Source organism: Mycobacterium colombiense (assembly GCF_003284975.1).
GTDB classification, from domain to species: Bacteria; Actinomycetota; Actinomycetes; order Mycobacteriales; family Mycobacteriaceae; genus Mycobacterium; species Mycobacterium europaeum_A.
The window spans coordinates 1-20,196 of the sequence record NZ_QMEU01000083.1 but is presented as its reverse complement, the minus strand read 5'-3'; the positions used below and the strand labels follow the sequence as shown (position 1 = coordinate 20,196).

Here is a 20,196-nt window from a genome sequence, read left to right as displayed (position 1 = left end):
AGGCGCCCACGACCCTCGCCGTGACCAGCACCGCGTTCACCGACGGTGGCGCCATGCCGGCGTCCAGCGCCGGCAAGGGCGTGGGCGACAACACCTCCCCGCCGTTGTGTTGGGGCGCGCTGCCGCCCGAGACCCGCCAGCTCGTGCTCATCATCGACGACGTCGACGTCCCGCTGCCCCGGCCCCTGCTGCACACCGTCGCGGTGATCGACCCGAGCGTCGGCGGCGTGGCCGCGGGTGCGCTGCAGCCGGGATGCCCGGGAATCCGCTTCCCGCGGGCCGACCTGGGCCACCGCGGCTATGCCGGGCCACGGCCGATCCCCGGCCATGGGCCACACCTCTACCGCTTTCAGGTATTCGCGCTCGATGTCACCATTCCGGACGCCGTGACCAGCGCCAAGGGGCTGCTGGCCGCGATGCGCGATCACGTGCTGGCGCGGGGCACCCTGACCGGAACCTACGAGCGCTAGCCACCGTTGTCGCGTCGCTGACCTGCGGTTGGCAGCGTTTGGCAGCGGCAGGCGTCGATCTGGCAGTGGACTGGGAGCAGCGTCGGTAGCGACCGCAGTCCGCCAGAGAAAGGAACATCATGTCCGCTATCACGCTTGACCGCACGGGCACCCGGGACGGTTTGCTTCGCCTCGCCATGCGCGCCGACGCCGCCATCAGCGGGCTGGTCGGGCTGGCCGGTCTGCCGTTCGCCGGCTGGCTCGCCGACCTCTCGGGCACCACGAAGGCGTTCGAGTACGCCATGGCCGCGTTCTTGATCGCGTACGGCGTGGTGGTGTTCGGGCTGGCCAGCCTGCCGTCGGTGCGGCGCGCCGGCATGGGCGTCATCATCGCCAACGTGGCATACACGGTGGCCGCGATCGTTCTGGTGCTCGCGGACGTCTTTCCGTTGACGTCGGCCGGCGTCGTGCTGAACCTGGCGGCCGGCGCTTACACGCTGGTGTTCGCCGAGGTGCAGTACCAGGGGTGGCGCCGCGCCAAGGCGTGAGCGCGAATGCTCGCAGGCCCGCTCGTGATCCGGGCGGGCCCGTGAGCGCAGGCTAGTCCTTGGGGATTTCGCGTTCGATCTCGTCGAGCCAGATGCGCGCGGACATGTCGGACGGCGCGCGCCAATCCCCCCGCGGCGACAGCGAACCCCCGTGCGACACCTTGGGCCCGTTCGGCAGCGCCGAGCGCTTGAACTGGCTGAACGAATAGAACCGCTGCACGAAGACCTGCAGCCAGTGCCGGATCTCCTTGAGCGTGTAGGACGGCCGCTTGTCCTCGGGGAAGCCGGGCGGCCAGATGCCGTGGTCGGGATCGCTCCAGGCATGCCAGGCCAAAAAGGCGATCTTGGACGGCCGGAATCCGAAGCGCAGCACGTGGAACAGCGAAAAGTCTTGCAGCGCAAACGGTCCCACTTTTGCTTCGCTGCTCTGCAGCTCTTCTTCCTCGCCGCTGGGCACCAGCTCCGGGGTGATCTCGGTGTCGAGCACCGACTGCAGCACCTCGCTGACCTCCGGTTCGAACTGCTCCGACGAGATGACCCAGCGGATCAAGTGCTGGACCAGTGTTTTGGGCACGCCGGCGTTGACGTTGTAGTGCGACATCTGGTCGCCCACGCCGTATGTCGACCAGCCCAGTCCCAACTCCGACAGATCGCCGGTGCCCAGCACGATGCCGCCACGCTGGTTGGCCAACCGGAACAGGTAGTCGGTGCGCAAACCGGCCTGGACGTTTTCGAAGGTGACGTCGTACACCTTTTCGCCGCGCGCGAACGGGTGATCCATCTCTTTGAGCATCAGTTCCGCGCTCTGGCGAATGTCGATCTCCGCGAACGTCACACCCAGCGTGCGGCACAGCTCGGACGCGTTGCGTTTGGTGCGGTCCCCGGTGGCGAAGCCGGGCAGCGTGAACGCCAGAATGTCGCTGCGCGGCCGTTGTTCGCGATCCATCGCGCGGGCGGCCACGATCAGGGCGTGCGTCGAGTCCAGCCCACCGGAGATCCCGATGACCACCTTCGGGAAATCCAGCGCGCGCAGGCGCTGTTCGAGGCCGGCGACCTGGATGTTGTAGCCCTCGAAGCAATCCTGTTCCAGCCGTTGCGGATCGGCGGGGACGAAGGGGAAGCGCTCGATGTCGCGGCGCAGTCCGATGTCGCCGCCGGGCGGGTCCAACCGAAACTCGATGTGCCGATAGGCGTCCGTCGTCGTCCGGTGGTGGCGCCGGTTGTCGTCGAAGGTGCCCATCCGGAGCCGCTCCGAGCGGAGCAGTTCGACGTCGACGTCGGCGATGCTGCGCCGCTCCCCCTTGGGAAAGCGCTCGGAGGAGGCCAGCATCACGCCGTTTTCGAACACCATGGTCTGACCGTCCCAGGCCAGATCCGTCGTCGATTCGCCTTCTCCAGCAGCCGAATACACGTAGGCGGCCAGGCAACGCGACGACGCCGACCGGGCCAGCAGGCAGCGGTCCTCGGCGCGACCGATCGTGATCGGGCTGCCGGACAGGTTGGCCAGCACCGTCGCACCCGCCAGCGCCGCCTCGGCGCTCGGCGGAATCGGCACGAACATGTCCTCGCAAATCTCCACGTGCAGCACGAAGCCGGGCACGTCGGAAGCCGTGAAGAGCAGGTCGGGACCGAACGGCGCCTCGACGCCGGCCAGCCGGATGGTGCCACGCTCGTCGTCTCCGGGTGCGATCTGGCGGCGCTCGTAGAACTCCCGATACGTGGGCAGGTACGACTTCGGGGCCACCCCGAGCACCGCGCCGCGGTGGATCACCACCGCGGCGTTGTAGATCCGGTGCCGATGACGCAGCGGGGCACCTACGACCAACACCGGCAGCAGCTCGGCGGTGGCCGCGACGATCTCCTCGATGGCCTTCTCGACGTCGTCGAGCAACAGATCCTGCAGCACGATGTCTTCGATGGAATACCCCGACAGCGTCAGCTCCGGGAAGACGGCCAGCGCGACGGCGTCATCATGGCACTCCTGCGCCATCCGCAGGACCGTCTCGGCGTTGGCGGCCGGGTCGCCGATGGCGGTGTGGTGGGTGCATGCGGCGACGCGGACGAAGCCCTGGCTGTAAGCGTTGTAGAAGTCCATCGCCCTTCCATTGTCGTCGCGAGCGTGTCAACTCGCCGCGGCCGGGTATCCCGGACGACATGAGCGACACTGCTGTCCTGGTAGTCGACATGATGAACACGTATCAGCATCCCGACGCTGAAAATCTAATACCCAATGTCGAGAAGATCATCGAGCCTTTGACCGATTTGGTCCGCCGGGCCCGCGACTCCGACGACGTCGACCTGATATACGTCAACGACAACTACGGCGATTTCACCGCACAGTTTTCCGACATCGTCGGCGCCGCATGCGACGGCGCCCGGCCCGATCTGGTAGAGCCGATCCTGCCGAAGGACGAAGGCCGCGTGATGACCAAGGTCCGCCACAGCGCGTTTTATGCGACCGCGCTGGACTATCTGCTCAACCGGCTGGAGACCAAGCGGTTGATCATCACCGGTCAGGTCACCGAGCAATGCATCCTCTATACGGCCCTGGACGCGTACGTCCGGCACTTCCCCGTGGTGATCCCGACCGATGCCGTCGCACACATCGACCCGGATTTGGGCGCCGCGGCCTGCAAGATGATGGAGCAGAACATGTCCGCCGAGATCACGACCGCGGCCGACTGCCTCGGCTGAACCTGATTGCCCTCCTCCGCAGCGGCCCAGCGGCGGGCCGCATCGTCGCAGAACGACTCCGTACTCTGGACAAGGTGACCGTCGGCTGCGCAGAATCACCGGAACTGGTCACGCTATTGGCCGGGCGCCGGATCGCGGTGCTGACGGGCGCGGGCCTCTCCACCGATTCGGGCATCCCCGACTACCGCGGGCCCGATTCACCGCAGAGCAACCCGATGACCATCCGCCAGTTCACCAGCGATCCGGCGTTTCGGCAGCGATATTGGGCACGCAACCACGTCGGGTGGCGCCACATGGACGACACGCTGCCCAACGCGGGCCACCGGGCGCTGGCCGCGCTCGAGGACGCGTCCGTGGTCACCGGTGTGATCACCCAGAACGTCGATCTGCTGCACTCCAAGGCGGGCAGCCGAAACGTCATCAATCTGCACGGCACCTACGCGCGGGTGATCTGCCTGAGCTGCGGCGCCACCATGGCTCGCGCCGCGCTGGCCGACCGACTGGAAGAGCTCAACCCCGGATTCATCGAGCGCGCCGAGGCCATCGGTGGGCTGGCGGTGGCGCCCGACGCCGACGCCGTCGTCGCGGACACCGCGTCGTTCCGCTATCTGGATTGCGAGTGCTGCGGCGGCATGCTCAAGCCCGACATCGTCTACTTCGGCGAAAGCGTCCCCAAAGAGGTTGTGACGGAGGCGTATAGGTTGGTCGGGGAGGCGGATGCGCTGCTGGTCGCCGGCTCGTCGCTGACCGTATTCTCCGGTTACCGGTTTGTGCGTCACGCCGCCGCGCGCGGCATCCCGGTGGCCATCGTCAACCGTGGCGGTACGCGCGGCGACGATCTGGCCACCGTCAAGGTCGACGGCGGCTGCTCGGAGTTGCTGGCCCTGCTCGCCGACGAGTTAGCGCCCCTGGCAACGCATTAGAAGGTGCACGGCATGCTGCGGATGGCGTGCACGAAGTTGCCCGCGAGGTAGGACGGCTCGCCGGCCGCGATGTCGGGCAGTTGACGGAACAGCTCGCCGAAGATGGCGCGCAGCTGCGCGCGCGCGACGTGGGCACCGAGGCAGAAGTGCAGCCCGCCACCGCCGAAGCCGACGTGGGGGTTGGGGTCACGGCTCAGGTTCAGCCGCTCCGGATGGTCGAACGCCTCGGTGTCCCAGTTGCCGGACGGGTAGAACATGACCACCTTCTCCCCCGCCCGGATGGCCTGACCGCCCAGCTCGATATCCGTTGCGGCGGTGCGGCGGAAGGTCATCACCGGCGTCGCCCAACGGATGAATTCCTCGATGGCCGTGCCGATTCGGTTGTCGAAATCCTCGCGCAGCCACGCCTTCTCGTCGGGAAAATCGGTGAGCGCCCGCAGGGTATGACTGATGGTTTGGCGGGTGGTGTCGTTGCCCGCCACCGACAGCAGGACGAAGAACGCCGCCACCTCCGCGTCTTCCAGCCGGTCGCCGTCGACTTCGGCGGTGACCAGGCTGCTGATCAGGTCGTCACCCGGGTGTTCGCGACGTTCGGTGGCCAGCGTGCCGACGACTTGGTGCAGATACATTTGGTTTTCCAACAGGACTTCCAGCGCCGGGCGTCCGCCGAGGAACTCCGGGTCCGCCCAGGAGACCAGGGCATCGGTGGCGTGCGCCATGCGCTCACGCTCGGATTCCGGAATCCCCATCATGTCCGACAGGGTGCGGATGGGCAGTTCCTTGGCGCAGTGGTCGACGAAATCCGCGCCGCTGCCCGCGGATCGGAGCTCTTCGACGATGGTCTTGGCGTTGGCCTTGATCGAGTCCTCGATGCGGCGGACCTGGCGGGGGCTCAGCGCGGCGTGAGCGAGCTTGCGCAGCTTGGTGTGTCGCGGCGGGTCCATCGCCAGGAACGACTGCGACGCCTCGAGCAGCTCCACCGGGATGCTCTCGAACATCACCCCCTGGCCGGACAGGAAGACGTCGTTGTTGCGGCTCACCGCGACGATGTCGGAGCGCCGGGTGACCGCCCAGAAGCCGGGGTCGGCCGGATCGGGCATCAGCGAATCCTCGACCGGGCGATGCCAGCTCACCGGCCGCTCGGCCCGCAGCACGGCGAAGGAGCGCTCTCGATCGGCCGCGGTGGTGGACCAGAACGCGCGCGAGGACAGATCGATCTCGTCGTAGGCACGGCCGGACTTGTCGGTCCCGGACTTACCCGTCAGCACGGCCATGGTGGTGATCCTCCGTCTCGTATGACCCCGGTCACAGGCTTCCCGCGACGATATTCCTAGACACTCTGTCTAGTCAACATGTCGAGTACTCGGTTATCCTCGGCGCATGCCATCGCTCACCCGCAAGCCGCAGGGAAACCGCAGCCTGGGCCGCGAGCAGCGGCGCGAGCGGATGGAACGCCGGCTGCTGGACGCCACCGAACGGCTGATGCGCGACGGCGCGAGCTTCACCGAACTCAGCGTGGATCGGCTCTCCGGTGAGGCCGGCATCTCCCGGGCCAGCTTCTACATCTACTTCGAGGACAAGGGGCATCTGCTGCGCCGGCTCGCGGGCCAGGTATTCGGCGATCTGACCGACGGGGCGCGGAGTTGGTGGAGCGTGGCCGGGCGTCGTGACCCCGAGGACGTGCGGACCGCGATGAGCCGCATCATCGCCACCTACCGGCGCCACCAGGCGGTGCTGGTCGCGCTCAACGAGATGGCCGCCTACGACCCGCTGACGGCGGACACGTATCGCGAACTGCTGACCGGCATCTCCGAGCAGCTCACCCACGTCATCGAAGACGGCCAGGCGGACGGCTCGATCCGCCCGGAGCTGGCCGCGCTCACCACCGCCAGCGCGCTGACGTGGATGGTCGAGCGGGCCTGCCAGCAGAACCTGCCAACCAAACCCGCCGACTACGACGCCGAGCTTGCCGCCACGCTGGCCGAGATCGTCTGGGGCGCACTGTATCTCAGGCCCATATCGGAGCACTGACGCGACCGCCGCAACTGCGCTAGCACATGCGCTGGCTCGTTCCGAAGGGTCGTCATGGTCCCGAGGCGGCGTCCGCCGAGGACCTCCTACACCGCCACCAGATCGTCGGCGTGCACCGCGGGCCTGCGCAACTCGCCGGGCAGCTCGGAGGTCGAGCGGCCCATCATGGTCACCAGTTCGGTCGCGTCGTAGGCGACCACACCGCGGGCCACCGTCACCCCGTCCGGGTCGCGCAATTCGACCACGTCGCCGGCGTAGAAGCGGCCCGAGACCGCGGTGATCCCGGCGGGCAGCAACGAGCGACGCTGGCGCACCACCGCGCGCACCGCACCCTCGTCCAGGGTCAGGGCACCGGCAGCCTCGGCGGCGTAACGCACCCAGAACCGCCGGGCCGACATCCGCACCGGGCGTGCGGCGAACACCGTGCCGACCGAAGCGTCGGTGAGCGCGGTCGCGGCGTCGGCGGCGGCGGCCAGCAACACCGGCACCCCGGCATCGGCGGCCAGCAGCGCCGACGACATCTTGGAGGTCATGCCGCCGGTGCCCAAATCGCTTCCGGGCCCGGCGATTACACCGATCAGATCCGCGGAGCTGGATACTTCCGCGATGAACCTGGCGCCTTCGGTCTTTCGGGGATCCGCGTCGTAGAGTCCGTCGATGTCGGACAGCAACACCAGCGCCTCGGCGCCGACCAGGTGAGCCACCAGCGCCGAAAGCCGGTCGTTGTCACCGAACCGGATCTCGTTGGTGGCCACCGTGTCGTTCTCGTTGACGATCGCCACCGCATGTAGGGCGCGCAGCCGATCGAGCGTGCGCTGGGCGTTGGTGTGCTGGGCCCGCATCGAGATGTCGTGCGCGCTCAGCAGCACCTGCCCGACCGTGCGGCCATAGCGGGCGAACGCTGCGCTCCACGAATTCACCAGCGCGACCTGGCCGACGCTGGCCGCGGCCTGTTTCGTCGCCAAATCCCTTGGTCGACGGGATAATCCGAGCGGCTCAATGCCGGCGGCGATGGCTCCCGACGAGACGATGACGACGTCCGTCCCGGCCTTCATCCGGGCCTCGATCGCGTCGGCGAGCCCGGCCAGCCGGCCGGCGTCGAACACCCCGGCCGGTGTGGTCAGCGCGTTGGTGCCCACCTTGACCACCAGGCTGCGCGCAGTGCGGATGACGTCGCGGTGCGCGGTCACGAGGCGCCGCTCTCCCCCGCGAGGCGGAGGTGCCCCCGCCTCATCGCTTCGCTCTGCATCGTCGCCGGCGGTCACGGCTCCTCACCGTGTTCTCTGGTTCTGCGCCGCTCTCCCCCGCGAGCGGGAGGTGCCCCCGCCGCATCGCTGCGCTCTGCATCGTCGCCGGCGCGGCGCTGGCGCCGGGCGGCCTTGCGTTCGGCGGCGCCGACGCGCTCGGTGCGCTCCAAGCGCGCGTCGGTTCCGCGACCGGACAGCGCAACCTGTTGTCCCGCAGGCGTTTGCGGCTCCCAATCGAACGTCATTTCACCGATGGTCACTGCGCAGCCCGGCCGCGCGCCCAGCCGCAACAACTCCTCTTCGACGCCCAGGCGCGCGAGCCGATCGGCGAGATATCCCACGGCCTCGTCGTTGTCGAAGTTGGTCTGGCGGATCCAGCGTTCGGGGCGCGCGCCGCTGACCACGAAGGCGCCCGGCTGCTGTGGATCCGGCTGCACACTGAAGCCGCTGTCGTCGACGGGTACCGGCCGGATCACCGGGCGCCGCGGCACGATCTCGGGCTGGGCCGCCTTATAGTCCGAGATGATCTGCCACAGCCCGAATATCAACGGCTGCAGGCCGTCTCGTGCGACGGTCGACACCAGGAACACCGGCCAGCCGCGCTGAGCGATCTCATCACGGACGAACTCGGCAAGCTCGCGCGCCTCGGGCACGTCGATCTTGTTGAGCACCACCGCGCGCGGCCGCTCGGTCAGATCACCCAGCGCCGCATCCCCTTGCAGGGTGGGCGTATACGCGGCGAGTTCGGCCTCCAGCGCGTCGATATCGGAGATGGGGTCACGGCCGGGATCCGCGGTGGCGCAGTCGACGACGTGCACCAGCACGGCGCACCGCTCGATGTGGCGAAGGAAATCCAGGCCCAGGCCGCGACCCTGCGATGCGCCCGGGATCAGGCCGGGCACGTCGGCGACGGTGAAGGTGTGTTCACCCGCCGACACCACCCCGAGGTTGGGCACCAGCGTGGTGAACGGATAGTCGGCGATCTTGGGCTTGGCCGCCGAGATCGTGGACACCAGCGAAGACTTGCCGGCCGAGGGAAAACCGATCAGGCCGGCGTCGGCCACGGTCTTGAGTTCGAGCGTCAGGTCGCGGGTCTGGCCCTGCTCGCCCAGCAGCGCAAAGCCGGGAGCCTTGCGGGCCCGCGAGGCGAGCGCGGCGTTGCCCAGCCCGCCGCGTCCACCCGCGGCCGCTTCGAAGCGGGTGCCCGCGCCGACCAGGTCGGCGAGCAGCCGACCGTTTTCGTCGAGGACGACGGTGCCGTCGGGCACTTTGACTTCCAGGTCGGCGCCGGCGGCGCCGTCTCGGTTGTTGCCCATGCCCTGCTTGCCCGACGGGGCGGTGACGTGAGGGTGGAAATGGAAGTCGAGCAGGGTGTGCACCTGCGGATCGACGACGAACACGATGCTGCCGCCGCGCCCGCCGTTACCACCGTCGGGGCCGCCGAGCGGCTTGAACTTCTCGCGATGGACGGAGGCGCAGCCGTTACCCCCGGCACCGGCGCGCGCATGGATGACGACGCGGTCGACGAACCGAGGCATCGTGGGTCCTCTCACCTTCGCCTGGCGACGATGCGGACCGGAACGGTCAACTGAGGAGCCAGGCCAATCAATCTGAGCCGGGCGCCGAATCACCGGGCTGGGCCCGAAAACACACCTCAGTCGGTGGCTTGCCCGGCGGCCACGATGTTGACGGTCTTGCGGCCGCGCTTGATGCCGAACTCGACGGCGCCGGCCTCCTTGGCGAACAACGTGTCGTCCCCGCCACGCCCGACGCCCACGCCCGGGTGGAACTTGGTGCCGCGCTGCCGGACGATGATCTCGCCCGCCTTGACGACCTGGCCGCCGAATCGCTTCACGCCCAGCCGCTGCGCGGCGGAATCGCGACCGTTGCGCGAGCTGGAAGCGCCCTTCTTGTGTGCCATCTCTGCCGCCTTCGCTACTTGATTCCGGTGACCTTCAGGACCGTCAGCTGCTGACGGTGTCCCTGACGCTTGTGGTAGCCGGTCTTGTTCCTGAACTTGTGGATGCGGATCTTGGGACCCTTGGTGTGCTCGAGCACCTCGCCGGTCACCGCGACCTTGGCCAGCGCGGCCGCGTCCGTGGTCACCTCGGCGCCGTCCACCACCAGGGCGACTGGCAGCGACACGTTCGAGCCGGGCTCGGATTCGAGCTTCTCGACCTTGACGACGTCCCCGACGGCGACCTTGTACTGCTTGCCGCCCGTTTTCACGATTGCGTAGGTCGCCATCGTCGTTCTGCTCCTTCTTCTAACCGCTGCTCTGCGCGTCGCGCGCCAACCAGCCGCGGTGCACGTGTGGGTCTGGGGTGCGGGCCTGCGCCGATTACCCGGGGAGTCCCGCTGCCGCGGGCCGAAATTTTCCTCGTCCGGCCTGACGACAACTGTCCAAGGGTACGTGACCAGCGGCTACAGGGTCAAACCGGGCATGACCGGCTCAGTCCGCGTGGATCGGCGGTCCGGCCGGCCGGCCCGCAGCGCGCCGGCGTCGGGGGCGAGCCGGTCCGGCCTGTTCGGCCCCACCGGAGAACCGGCCGGCGTCGGTGTCGTCGGAATCGTCGTCCTCGGTGTCCAGGTCCTCGTCGTCGTCGAGCTCGAGGTCCTCGTCGTCGTCGCCGAGGTCCTCTTCGTCGTCGATGTCCTCGTCGTCGTCGAGGTCGTCGTCGTCCGAGTCCTCATCGTCCGAGTCCTCATCGTCCGAGTCCTCGTCGTCCTCGTCGTCGGAGTCCTCGTCGTCGATGTCCTCGTCGTTCTCGTCGAAGTCCTCTTGGTCGGTGTCCTCGACGTCGCGCGCCGCCTTGTTCTGCTCCAGTTCGTCGGTGGCTTCAGTGGTCTCGTCGGAGTCGTCCTCGGAGTCGCCCTGTGTCGAGGAGCCGGCGGCCATCGCCTTGAACATCGGGTGCTCGCCGGGAGCGTGGGCGGGCACCTTAGCCACCACCTGCTCTTCGGCCTTGTTCTTCTTGCGCCTGCCCCGGCGGCCGCCCCCACCGGATTCGGACTTGCGCCCGTTCGACGAGGCCGAGTCCACCGGGTCGCTGTGCAGCAAAATCCCGCGACCACCGCAATTCGGACACGACGTCGAGAAGGCCTCAATCAGGCCGGTGCCCAACCGCTTGCGGGTCAGCTGGACCAGGCCGAGCGACGTCACCTCGGACACCTGATGGCGGGTGCGGTCGCGGGCCAGCGCCTCGGTCAGCCGCCGCAGCACCAGGTCGCGGTTGGACTCGAGCACCATGTCGATGAAGTCAATGACCACGATGCCGCCGATGTCGCGCAGCCGCAGCTGGCGCACGATCTCCTCGGCCGCCTCGAGGTTGTTCTTGGTAACCGTCTGCTCGAGGTTGCCGCCGGACCCGGTGAACTTGCCGGTGTTGACGTCGACCACCGTCATCGCCTCGGTCCGGTCGATCACCAGCGTGCCGCCCGAGGGCAGCCACACCTTGCGCTCCATCGCCTTGGCGAGTTGCTCGTCGATGCGGTGCACCGCGAACACGTCGGGACCGTTCTCGGCGGTTTCGTATTTGTTCAGCTTCGAAACCAGGTCGGGCGCAACGGAATTCACGTAGTCGTTGATGGTGGTCCAGGCTTCTTCACCGGACACGATGAGGCCGGCGAAGTCCTCGTTGAACAGGTCGCGGATGACCTTGACCAGCACGTCGGGCTCTTCGTAGAGCGCCACCGCGGCGCCGGCGGCCTTCTCCTTGATCTCGATGGCCTTGGCCTCGATCTGTTGCCAGCGCTCCTGCAGGCGGGTGACGTCGCTGCGGATGTCCTCTTCTTTGACGCCCTCGGACGCCGTGCGGATGATCACGCCGGCGTCGGACGGCACCACTTCGCGCAGGATCTCTTTGAGCCGCTGACGTTCGGTGTCGGGCAGCTTGCGGCTGATCCCGGTCGACGACGCCCCCGGCACGTAGACCAGATAGCGGCCCGCCAGTGACACCTGCGTGGTCAGCCGCGCGCCCTTGTGCCCGACCGGGTCCTTGCTGACCTGGACGACCACGTAGTCGCCCGGTTTGAGCGCCTGTTCGATCTTGCGGTCGGATCCGCCGAGTCCGGCGGCTTCCCAGTTGACCTCACCGGCATAGAGCACACCGTTGCGGCCGCGGCCGATGTCAACGAACGCCGCCTCCATCGACGGCAGCACGTTCTGCACGATGCCCAGGTAGATGTTGCCCACCAGCGAGGCCGACGCGGCCGACGTGACGAAGTGCTCAACGACAATGCCGTCCTCGAGCACCGCGATCTGGGTGTAGCGCGAGCCCTGGTGCGGCGGCTCGGTGCGGACCCGGTCGCGCACGACCATCATCCGCTCGACGGCCTCGCGGCGGGCCAGGAATTCGGCCTCGGTCAGCACCGGGGGGCGGCGCCGTCCGGCATCGCGGCCGTCCCGGCGCCGCTGCCGCTTGGCCTCTAGCCGCGTCGAGCCGTTGATGCCCTTGATCTCGTTGTTGGCGCTGGCGGAGTCGTCTCCGCCGCCGCCCTTGCCGTTGCGGGGCGGGCGCTCGTGCACCACGGTGTTCGGCGGATCGTCGGGCGACGAGTTCTCGTCGTTGTCGTCGCCGGACCCGGATTTGCGGCGGCGGCGCCGACGGCGGCGTCGATTGCCGCCATCCGCCGAGCCGTCGTCACCGTTGTCGGAGTCGTCGGAATCGTCCGAATCATCGGAGTCCTGGCCGTCGGAGTCCTCGGCGTCGCCGGAGTCCGGTTGGCCGCCCTTCCTACCCCGCGGTTGGCCCTCATCGTCGTCGCCGTCGTCGCCCTGGCCGTCGGGTCCGCCCTGCTCACCGCGTCCGCGACCGCGACCGCGGCGGCCGCGGCGCCGCCGCTTGTTGGACGGCCGGTCGGCCTGCTCGTCATCGTCGGAGTCGGCGTCATCCGAGTCGTCGCCGTCGTCGTCGCTGCCGGCGTCATCCTCGCGGGCGTCGATCGGCTGCGGTGCGACGAACAACGGCATGTAATGCGGCCGCTCGGCGGCGGTGTCCGGGGTCTCGAGCAGCAGCCGGGATTCGGGCTCCTCGGCTGCGGCCGCCGGCGCGGCGTCCGCATCTTCCGGGGTTCCGGCGGGCTGCGCGGCCGCCAGCAGGTCTCGCACCCGCACCGCGTCGTCGCGGTCCACGGTGGAATGCGCACTGCGGATGCGCCCGTCGAGCTCGCTGAGCGCGTCCAGCACCCGCTTGCTGGTGGTTCCCAGCGTTCGGGCCAGCGAATGAACTCTCAGGCGGTCCGGCAGTTGCTCGGGCCGAGTCGATTCTTCTGATGGGTCTGCAGTCGGTGCACCGTCTACCACGTATTCTCCTCAAGCCCCCGGGCGCGTCGTTGCGACGCGGCCACGCGAGGGCTTCGCTATGGGCCCGGGTCACTTCTCCCGGACTTGTGATGGTCTCGCCCCGAGCGGCCCAGGATCGCAGACCCACTCGGCGCCGTGCTGAATGACGGCCTGACATGCAGCGAACCAAGGCGACGGGGCTATTGGTCGCGCTTGTCTAAGTCTTCATTCGGGTGTCTGTCGCCGGTCCGGCGACGTTCACCCGAGACCAGTATCCCACATCACGTGGCGGTCCCAGCCACACCTGAGCCAGCCCGCGCCAGCAAAGTCGCTGCGGACCGCGCCGCGGCGGCCATCGCCGCAGCTCTACGCGTTGGGAAACCAGAGCGCGATTTCCCGCTTCGCGGACTCGGGGGAATCCGACCCGTGCACCAGATTGAGCTGCGTCTCGAGCCCGAAGTCGCCGCGGATGGTGCCGGGAATCGCCTTTTCCACCGGGTCGGTCCCGCCCGCGAGCTGGCGAAACGCGGCGATCGCGCGAGGACCCTCCACGATGGCCGCCACCACCGGTCCCGAGGTGATGAACTCCAGCAGAGAGTCGAAGAACGGCTTGCCCTCGTGCTCCGCGTAGTGCTGGGCGGCAAGGTCGCGGCTGACCGCCCGGAGCTCCAGCGCGGTGATGGAGAGGCCTTTGCGCTCGATGCGGCCGATGATCTCCCCCACCAGCTGCCGCTGGACGCCATCGGGCTTGATCAGTACCAATGTCCGTTCGGTCACGGCGGACAGCGTACATAACCGGGCGGCGAAGAGCCGGGCGGCGGCGGCCGGGAGGTCATCGCCGGCCCGCGGCCGCTAGCCCTGGCGGCGCCGGACCTCGGCTCGGAAGTAGGCGATCAGGCCCCACAGCCCGGTGAACAGCACGCCAATGAACCCCACTCCCGGATAGACCGCGAAGCCGGCCAGCAGGATCACCTGAACCCCCAGGTTGGCCCAGATCGCCCAGGGCTTGCGCTGCACGCTGGCCATCAGGATGAGCAGCACGGCCAGCCCGATCAGGTAGCCCAGCGACACCGTCGTCAGGCCGCCGCCGACCGCACCCACCACCGGGATCGCCAGCAACACCACGATCGCTTCCAGGATCAGCGTCAACGCCATCACCGCGCCGAAGCTCCGCCACGGATCAGCCTGCGGCGCCGGGGCCTGCTCGTCGGGGTTCTCGGGGACGTCGGTCATTGCGGATCACGACCGAACAGGGTGCGGGCCGCCCCGGCGGTGACGACCGAGCCGGTGATGACGATGCCGGTGCCGGAGAACGCTTCGGCCGGCCCGTCGGTCGCGGCGTCATCCACCAGCGCGGTCGCGACGTCGATGGCGTCGCGCAGGTTCTCGGCGGTGCTCACGCGGTCGGGCCCGAACCGCTCGCGCGCGGCCAGGGCCAGCGATTCGACGTCGAGCGCCCGCGGGGATCCGTTGTGCGTGATCACGACGGCGTCGAACACCGGCTGGAGGGCGGCGAGAATGCCGTCGACATCCTTATCGGCGAGCACGCTGAGCACGCCGACGAGATAGCGGAAGTCGAACTCGCCGGCCAGGGTCTGCGCCAGCGCGGCCGCACCGGCGGGATTGTGCGCCGCGTCGATGAATACCGTTGGGGCGCTGCGCATCCGCTCGAGCCGGCCGGGGCTGGCGACGGCGGCGAAACCGGCGCGAACCGCGTCGACGTCGAGCTGGCGCTGCGCACCGGCGCCGAAAAACGCCTCGACCGCCGCGAGGGCCAGCACGGCGTTGTGCGCCTGGTGTTCGCCGTGCAGCGGCAGATAGACATCCGAGTACACCCCGCCGAGGCCCTGCAGCTGCAGCACCTGCCCGCCGATCGCCACCTGACGGCCCAGCACCGCGAACTCCGAATCCTCGCGGGCCACCGCGGCGTCGGCCTGCACGGTTCGGTCCAACAACACTTCCATCGCCTCGGGCGCCTGACGCGCGATGACGGCGACGGTATCGGGTGCCCCCTCGGGCGCGCGGGTGATGATGCCGGCCTTCTCCCGCGCGATGCCGGCGAGGTCGTCGCCCAGGTATTCGACGTGGTCGATGGAGACCGGGGTGATGACTGCGACCGGGGCGTTGATCACGTTGGTGGCGTCCCAACGGCCGCCCATCCCCACCTCGACGACCGCGACGTCGACGGGGGCGTCGGCGAATGCGGCGAACGCCATCGCGGTCAGCACCTCGAACTTGCTCATCGCCGGACCGCCGTCGGCCTGCGACTGCGCGTCGACCATCTGCACGAATGGCTCGATCTCGCGATAGGTCGCCACGTACTGGGCCGGGCTGATCGGCTTGGAGTCGATCGAGATGCGTTCGACCGCCGATTGCAGGTGCGGGCTGGTGGTGCGCCCGGTGCGCCGGTGCAGCGCGGTGATCAGCGCGTCGATCATCCGGGCCACCGACGTCTTGCCGTTGGTGCCCGCCACGTGGATCGACGGGTAGGCCAGCTGCGGCGAGCCCAGCAGGTCCAGCAACGCGCTGATCCGGGTCAGGCTGGGCTCGATCTTGGTCTCCGGCCAGCGCTGGTCCAGCAGGTGTTCGACCTGCAACAGCGACGCGATCTCGTCGGGGGTAGGGACCGGGTCGGGAAGCTCGGTGGGAACCTCGTCCTGCGGCCACTCGGGCTCGGTCATCGAACGCTCACTGCAGCCCGGCTAGCCGCGCGTTGATCCGCTCGGTCTCCTCCTGGGCCAGGCGCTGACGGTCCCGGATCTTGTCGACGACGTTTTGCGGCGCCTTGCCCAGGAAGTCCTCGTTGGCCAGTTTGGCGGTGGTCGACGCGAGCTCCTTGTGCGCCGCGGCCAGGTCCTTTTCCAGGCGGCGACGTTCGGCGGCGACATCGATGGTGCCCGAAGTGTCGAGCTCGACGACGACGGTCCCGCGGCGCAGCCGGACCTCCACCGACGCCGACGGTTGGAACTGCGGGCCCGCTGCGGTCAGCCACGCCAGCGAGGTCACCGCGCTCACCTGGGTGCTCAGATCGGATTCGTCGATGCCGGCCATCCGGGCCGGCACCTTCTGCCGGTCTGCCAGCCCCTGGTCGCTGCGAAACCGGCGCACCTCGGTCACCAGCTTTTGCATGTCGGTAATCCGCTGCGCGGCAACCTGATCCAGGCCGATGCCGGACGACTGCGGCCAGTCGGCGACCACCAACGACTCGTGTTGGGCCTCCTCGCCGGTGAGAGCCTGCCACAGGGCCTCGGTGATGAAGGGGATCACCGGGTGTAGCAACCGCAGCAGGGTGTCCAGCGTCGCCGCCAGCACGGCCGTGGTGTGCGTGATCCCCTCGGCCAGTTGGGTTTTAGCCAATTCCACGTACCAGTCGCAGAATTCGTCCCACGCGAAGTGGTAGAGCGCCTCGCAGGCGCGACTGAACTCGTAACTGTCGAATGCCGAATCGACTTCGGCGCGAACCTCTTCCAGCCGGCCGAGGATCCAGCGGTCGGCGTCGGTGAGTTCGGCCGGCGCGGGCAGCGGGGCCAGCTTGGCGCCGTTGAGCAGCGCGTAGCGGGTGGCGTTGAACAGCTTGGTGCAGAAGTTGCGCGACGCCCGGACGTGATCCTCGCCGACCGCGAGGTCACCGCCGGGGCTGGCGCCGCGCGCCAGCGTGAACCGCAGCGCGTCGGCACCGAACGCATCAACCCAGTCCAGCGGGTCGATGACGTTGCCCTTGGACTTGCTCATCTTGCGGCCGGACTCGTCGCGGATCAGCCCGTGCAGGAAGACATCGGTGAACGGCACCTGCGGGCCGCGGCGGCCGCCCAGGGTGATGGCCTCGTCGCCGCCGACGAAGGTGCCGAACATCATCATCCTGGCCACCCAGAAAAACAGAATGTCGTAGCCGGTGACCAGAACGCTTGTGGGATAGAACTTCTCGAGCTCCGGGGTCTTGTCCGGCCAGCCCAACGTGGAGAACGGCCACAGCCCCGAGGAGAACCAGGTGTCCAGCACGTCGGGGTCCTGCTCCCAGCCTTCCGGCGGGGTCTCGTCGGGACCGACGCAACGCTGCTCGCCGTTGGGGCCGTACCAGATCGGAATGCGGTGACCCCACCACAGCTGACGCGAGATGCACCAGTCGTGCATGTCGTCGACCCAGGCGAACCATCGCGGCTCCAGGCTGGCGGGGTGAATCACGGTGTCGCCGTTGCGCACCGCGTCGCCGGCGGCCTTGGCCAGCGATTCCACCCGGACCCACCACTGCAGCGACAGCCGCGGTTCGATCGGCTCGCCGCTGCGCTCGGAGTGTCCGACGCTGTGCAGGTAGGGCCGCTTCTCCTCGGTGATTCGGCCCTGGGTCGCCAACGCCTCACGCACCGCGACCCTGGCCTGGAATCGGTCCATGCCATCGAATTGAGTTCCGGTGCCGGTGATCCGGCCCTTGGTGTCCATGATCGAGATCATCGGCAGCTCATGACGCAGGCCGATCTCGAAGTCATTGGGGTCGTGTGCGGGAGTGACTTTGACTGCGCCGGTACCGAATTCGGGATCCACGTGTTCGTCGGCCACCACCACGAGCTGACGGTCCACGAACGGGTGCGGCAGGTTGGTGCCAACCAGATGCCGGTAGCGCTCGTCGTCGGGATGCACCGCGATCGCGGTGTCGCCGAGCATCGTTTCCATCCGGGTGGTGGCCACCACGATGTGTGGCTGCGAGTCGTCCATCGATCCATACCGGAACGACACCAGCTCGCCTTCGACCTCCTGATAGTCGACCTCGATGTCCGAGATCGCCGTCTGTAGCACCGGCGACCAATTGACCAGCCGTTCGGCCCGATAGATCAGCCCGGCGTCGTAGAGGCGCTTGAAGATCGACCGGACCGCTCGGGACAGCCCCTCGTCCATGGTGAATCGGTCGCGGCTCCAGTCCACGCCGTCGCCGAGCCGGCGCATCTGGGCACCGATGGCGCCGCCGGACTCCCGCTTCCAGTCCCAGACCTTCTCGATGAACAGCTCTCGGCCGAAGTCCTCTTTGGTCTTGCCGTCGATTGCGAGTTGCTTTTCCACCACGCTCTGCGTCGCGATGCCGGCGTGATCCATGCCCGGCTGCCACAGCACCTCATAACCCTGCATCCGCTTGCGTCGCGTCAGGGCGTCCATCATGGTGTGTTCGAGCGCGTGGCCCATGTGCAGGCTGCCGGTCACGTTCGGCGGGGGCAGCACGATCGAATATCCGGGCTTGGCGCTGTTCGGGTCCGCCGCGAAGTAACCCGCGTCCACCCACTTCTGATAGATCGCGCTTTCGGCCGCAGCGGGATCCCACGACTTGGGCAGGTCGGTGGCGGGGCTGCGGCTGGCGGTCACCCGTTAATTCTAGGGAGCGGTGTTTACCCTCGTGTAAGCGCCCAAATGCGTGACCCGGGTCACTAGCCCAGCCGTTCTACCTCCAATGTGACGCCCGCGGCCGGGAACCGGTCCAGCAGTGCGTCGCCCATCGCTGCCGCGGGCGTGAGAACGCCGTGCAGGTCGGGAAGCTTGGCGCGGTCCAGCGCCAGCGCGAGGCCGCACTCCCCCAACAACACCGAAGTCGCCTTGTAACCCGGGTCGCCGCGCTGTTCCATGCGCGCCACGAGCCGGGCGCCGGTGGTCGTCGTGGTGAACGTCTCGATCCGGTAGTAGCCGCGTTCCCGGGCCTTCTCGCTCGGGCCGGTGCCGGGCTTGGGCACGATGCGCTCCACCAGCCGGCGCGGCAGCAACCGGAAGTAGCGGCTGCCCAGCCCGAAGGTGGCGGCGCCCACCCCACCCACGACGGCGGATGCCACCGGGGCCAGTGGCGACGAGCCCAGGCTCATGCTTTCGCTGTAACGCAACTGGCGGCCGTAGGCCCAGTCCAGTAAGGCGTTGCTGCGCCGCACGATTCGGGTGTTATACGGCGCCATCAGGAAACCGGCCGTCCACAACCCGCTCAATTCCGGCGCGATCCGGCCACCACGACGCAAGGGCAGATCGGGCTGGGGGCCGATCTCGGGTTCGGCGCTGCGGTCGGTGGTCAACGTGTACGGATCGGCGAGTTGGCGGCGGGCGTCGGGATCGCGGGAGGCGGTGTCCAGCACCTCCAGCATCGAGGCGACGGTGCCGCCGGATACGCCGCCGGAGAAGGAGCGGACCACCAGGTCGGTGTCGACGAGTTCTCCCGCGCCGCCGTCGCACGCGGCTCGGTAGAGCGCGTACACGCTGAGGTCCGAAGGGACGGAATCGAATCCGCACGCGTGCACGATGCGCGCGCCGGTGTCCGCGGCCTGCTTGTGATAGAGGTCGATGCTGTCGCGGACGAACATCGCCTCGCCGGTCAGGTCGGCGTAGTCGGTGCCGGCGGCGGCGCAGGCGGCCACCAGCGGCAATCCATAGCGGGTGTAAGGCCCGACCGTGGTGATGACGACCTGGGTGCGGGCCGCCATCTCATCAAGCGACGAGGGCGACGACGCGTCGGCGTTCACGATGGGCCACGACTGCGCCGCTTCGCCCAACGTGTCGCGGATGGCGCGTAGGCGGTCGGCCGATCTGCCGGCCAGTGCGATCCGCTTGTCCGGCGCCGAGCCGGCCAGATATTCGGCGGTGAGTTTCCCGACGAAGCCCGTCGCCCCGTACAGCACAATGTCGAATTCGCGCGGCGTTGCGGTCACGGGCCCGACGCTACCCGACGCTGGGACCCCCAACCGCTGGAGCTAAGAAGTGCCGGGCCACTGGGCCCGGCACTTCTTATATGTATGTCAGCCGTCGCGTGGGCGTCAGCTCAGCCGCGGCGTCCGCAGACCGGCCAAGCGCCGATGCCCTGCGAGTGCAGCACGTTCTCGGCCACCCGGATCTGCTCCTCGCGGCTCGCGCCGGCCGGGGAGCCACTGCCGCCGTTGGCGTGCCAGGTGCTCGGGGTGAACTGCAGGCCACCGGAGAAGCCGTTACCGGTGCTGATGCCCCAGTTGCCACCCGACTCGCACTGCGCGATGGCATCCCAGTTCACGCTGTACGCGCGGTGGG

Annotated in this window: 18 protein-coding genes; 5 read left to right on the top strand and 13 right to left on the bottom strand. The window is 68.5% G+C overall.

Annotated elements, in window-relative coordinates; translation table 11 throughout:
- Together DQP58_RS20290 and DQP58_RS20285 are read left to right on the top strand one after the other, a co-directional pair.
- A partial coding sequence (locus tag DQP58_RS20290) for a YbhB/YbcL family Raf kinase inhibitor-like protein (protein WP_205869492.1) occupies positions 1-470 on the top strand: 470 nt, incomplete at its 5' end.
- Between the two features lie 119 nt (positions 471-589).
- Entirely contained in the window at positions 590-997 is a 408-nt protein-coding gene (locus DQP58_RS20285) for a hypothetical protein (protein ID WP_066867075.1), read from the top strand.
- A 52-nt stretch (positions 998-1,049) separates the two neighbouring features.
- Here the strand turns inward: DQP58_RS20285 and DQP58_RS20280 are convergent, their stop codons facing one another.
- Positions 1,050-3,092, bottom strand: coding sequence for an NAD(+) synthase (locus DQP58_RS20280; protein ID WP_112710013.1), 2,043 nt, complete (start codon positions 3,090-3,092; stop codon positions 1,050-1,052).
- A gap of 59 nt (positions 3,093-3,151) precedes the next feature.
- Here DQP58_RS20280 and DQP58_RS20275 point away from each other — a divergent pair, with 59 nt between their 5' ends.
- Entirely contained in the window at positions 3,152-3,691 is a 540-nt protein-coding gene (locus tag DQP58_RS20275; protein ID WP_112710012.1) for a cysteine hydrolase family protein, read from the top strand.
- Positions 3,692-3,765: 74 nt separating this feature from the next.
- Positions 3,766-4,614 carry an NAD-dependent protein deacetylase gene (locus tag DQP58_RS20270; protein ID WP_112710011.1) on the top strand — a complete coding sequence of 283 codons (849 nt, stop codon included), beginning with the start codon at positions 3,766-3,768 and terminating at the stop codon, positions 4,612-4,614.
- Here DQP58_RS20270 and DQP58_RS20265 read toward each other — a convergent pair.
- Positions 4,611-5,888 (bottom strand): cytochrome P450, encoded by a 1,278-nt coding sequence (locus tag DQP58_RS20265; protein WP_112710010.1) that lies wholly within the window; start codon positions 5,886-5,888, stop codon positions 4,611-4,613. The two genes, DQP58_RS20270 and DQP58_RS20265, sit on opposite strands and share 4 nt — an antisense overlap.
- Before the next feature lie 106 nt (positions 5,889-5,994).
- Between DQP58_RS20265 and DQP58_RS20260 the strand changes: the two genes are divergently transcribed.
- The gene (locus tag DQP58_RS20260) at positions 5,995-6,645 is read left to right on the top strand and encodes a TetR/AcrR family transcriptional regulator (RefSeq protein WP_112710009.1); all 651 of its coding nucleotides are present in this window, start codon (positions 5,995-5,997) and stop codon (positions 6,643-6,645) included.
- Positions 6,646-6,731: 86 nt separating this feature from the next.
- On the opposite strand, the gene proB is transcribed toward DQP58_RS20260, so the two are convergent.
- The 11 genes from proB to DQP58_RS20205 all read right to left on the bottom strand — a co-directional run.
- A complete protein-coding gene (gene proB / locus DQP58_RS20255) occupies positions 6,732-7,835 on the bottom strand; it encodes a glutamate 5-kinase (RefSeq protein WP_112710008.1) in 1,104 nt (367 codons plus the stop codon).
- A 71-nt stretch (positions 7,836-7,906) separates the two neighbouring features.
- Positions 7,907-9,430 (bottom strand): GTPase ObgE, encoded by a 1,524-nt coding sequence (gene obgE / locus DQP58_RS20250; protein ID WP_112710007.1) that lies wholly within the window; start codon positions 9,428-9,430, stop codon positions 7,907-7,909.
- 116 nt (positions 9,431-9,546) lie between these two features.
- Positions 9,547-9,813, bottom strand: coding sequence for a 50S ribosomal protein L27 (rpmA, locus tag DQP58_RS20245; protein WP_008255217.1), 267 nt, complete (start codon positions 9,811-9,813; stop codon positions 9,547-9,549).
- Between the two features lie 14 nt (positions 9,814-9,827).
- Positions 9,828-10,139 (bottom strand): 50S ribosomal protein L21, encoded by a 312-nt coding sequence (rplU, locus tag DQP58_RS20240; RefSeq protein ID WP_112710006.1) that lies wholly within the window; start codon positions 10,137-10,139, stop codon positions 9,828-9,830.
- A 205-nt stretch (positions 10,140-10,344) separates the two neighbouring features.
- A complete protein-coding gene (locus tag DQP58_RS20235; RefSeq protein WP_112710005.1) occupies positions 10,345-13,197 on the bottom strand; it encodes an Rne/Rng family ribonuclease in 2,853 nt (950 codons plus the stop codon).
- Positions 13,198-13,542: 345 nt separating this feature from the next.
- Positions 13,543-13,953 (bottom strand): nucleoside-diphosphate kinase, encoded by a 411-nt coding sequence (ndk, locus tag DQP58_RS20230; protein ID WP_112710004.1) that lies wholly within the window; start codon positions 13,951-13,953, stop codon positions 13,543-13,545.
- Positions 13,954-14,028: 75 nt separating this feature from the next.
- The gene (locus DQP58_RS20225) at positions 14,029-14,409 is read right to left on the bottom strand and encodes a DUF4233 domain-containing protein (RefSeq protein ID WP_112710003.1); all 381 of its coding nucleotides are present in this window, start codon (positions 14,407-14,409) and stop codon (positions 14,029-14,031) included.
- Positions 14,406-15,857: a bifunctional tetrahydrofolate synthase/dihydrofolate synthase gene (gene folC, locus DQP58_RS20220; RefSeq protein ID WP_112710002.1), complete on the bottom strand. Its 1,452-nt coding sequence runs from the start codon at positions 15,855-15,857 to the stop codon at positions 14,406-14,408. The genes DQP58_RS20225 and folC overlap by 4 nt, the downstream gene beginning before the upstream one ends.
- 7 nt (positions 15,858-15,864) lie before the next feature.
- Positions 15,865-18,525: a valine--tRNA ligase gene (locus DQP58_RS20215; RefSeq protein WP_112710001.1), complete on the bottom strand. Its 2,661-nt coding sequence runs from the start codon at positions 18,523-18,525 to the stop codon at positions 15,865-15,867.
- A 62-nt stretch (positions 18,526-18,587) separates the two neighbouring features.
- Positions 18,588-19,844 carry a saccharopine dehydrogenase family protein gene (locus DQP58_RS20210; protein ID WP_112710000.1) on the bottom strand — a complete coding sequence of 419 codons (1,257 nt, stop codon included), beginning with the start codon at positions 19,842-19,844 and terminating at the stop codon, positions 18,588-18,590.
- 110 nt (positions 19,845-19,954) lie between these two features.
- Positions 19,955-20,196: transglycosylase family protein (locus DQP58_RS20205; RefSeq protein ID WP_205869491.1), on the bottom strand; the 242-nt coding region annotated here is incomplete at its 5' end.